Annotated in this window: 2 protein-coding genes; both read right to left on the bottom strand. The window is 60.6% G+C overall.

Going from position 1 to position 1,062, the window contains the following annotated elements:
• Window positions 1-24 precede the first annotated feature (24 nt).
• A complete protein-coding gene (gene sul1, locus ACHHZ7_RS25445) occupies window positions 25-864 on the bottom strand; it encodes a sulfonamide-resistant dihydropteroate synthase Sul1 (protein WP_000259031.1) in 840 nt (279 codons plus the stop codon).
• The coding region (locus tag ACHHZ7_RS25440; protein WP_016810057.1) for a multidrug efflux SMR transporter at window positions 858-1,062 on the bottom strand (205 nt) is incomplete at its 5' end. The genes sul1 and ACHHZ7_RS25440, both read right to left, overlap by 7 nt.

Here is a 1,062-nt window from a genome sequence, read left to right as displayed (position 1 = left end):
TAGCGGGCGGCCGGAAGGTGAATGCTAGGCATGATCTAACCCTCGGTCTCTGGCGTCGCGACTGCGAAATTTCGCGAGGGTTTCCGAGAAGGTGATTGCGCTTCGCAGATCTCCAGGCGCGTGGGTGCGGACGTAGTCAGCGCCATTGCCGATCGCGTGAAGTTCCGCCGCAAGGCTCGCTGGACCCAGATCCTTTACAGGAAGGCCAACGGTGGCGCCCAAGAAGGATTTCCGCGACACCGAGACCAATAGCGGAAGCCCCAACGCCGACTTCAGCTTTTGAAGGTTCGACAGCACGTGCAGCGATGTTTCCGGTGCGGGGCTCAAGAAAAATCCCATCCCCGGATCGAGGATGAGCCGGTCGGCAGCGACCCCGCTCCGTCGCAAGGCGGAAACCCGCGCCTCGAAGAACCGCACAATCTCGTCGAGCGCGTCTTCGGGTCGAAGGTGACCGGTGCGGGTGGCGATGCCATCCCGCTGCGCTGAGTGCATAACCACCAGCCTGCAGTCCGCCTCAGCAATATCGGGATAGAGCGCAGGGTCAGGAAATCCTTGGATATCGTTCAGGTAGCCCACGCCGCGCTTGAGCGCATAGCGCTGGGTTTCCGGTTGGAAGCTGTCGATTGAAACACGGTGCATCTGATCGGACAGGGCGTCTAAGAGCGGCGCAATACGTCTGATCTCATCGGCCGGCGATACAGGCCTCGCGTCCGGATGGCTGGCGGCCGGTCCGACATCCACGACGTCTGATCCGACTCGCAGCATTTCGATCGCCGCGGTGACAGCGCCGGCGGGGTCTAGCCGCCGGCTCTCATCGAAGAAGGAGTCCTCGGTGAGATTCAGAATGCCGAACACCGTCACCATGGCGTCGGCCTCCGCAGCGACTTCCACGATGGGGATCGGGCGAGCAAAAAGGCAGCAATTATGAGCCCCATACCTACAAAGCCCCACGCATCAAGCTTTTGCCCATGAAGCAACCAGGCAATGGCTGTAATTATGACGACGCCGAGTCCCGACCAGACTGCATAAGCAACACCGACAGGGATGGATTTCAGAACCAGA

It is taken from the genome of Citrobacter freundii complex sp. 2024EL-00216 (genome assembly GCF_043945515.1).
Classification (GTDB): domain Bacteria; phylum Pseudomonadota; class Gammaproteobacteria; order Enterobacterales; family Enterobacteriaceae; genus Citrobacter; species Citrobacter portucalensis.
Note: the sequence above shows the minus strand (reverse complement) of the source record. Positions and strands in the feature narration are given on the sequence as shown.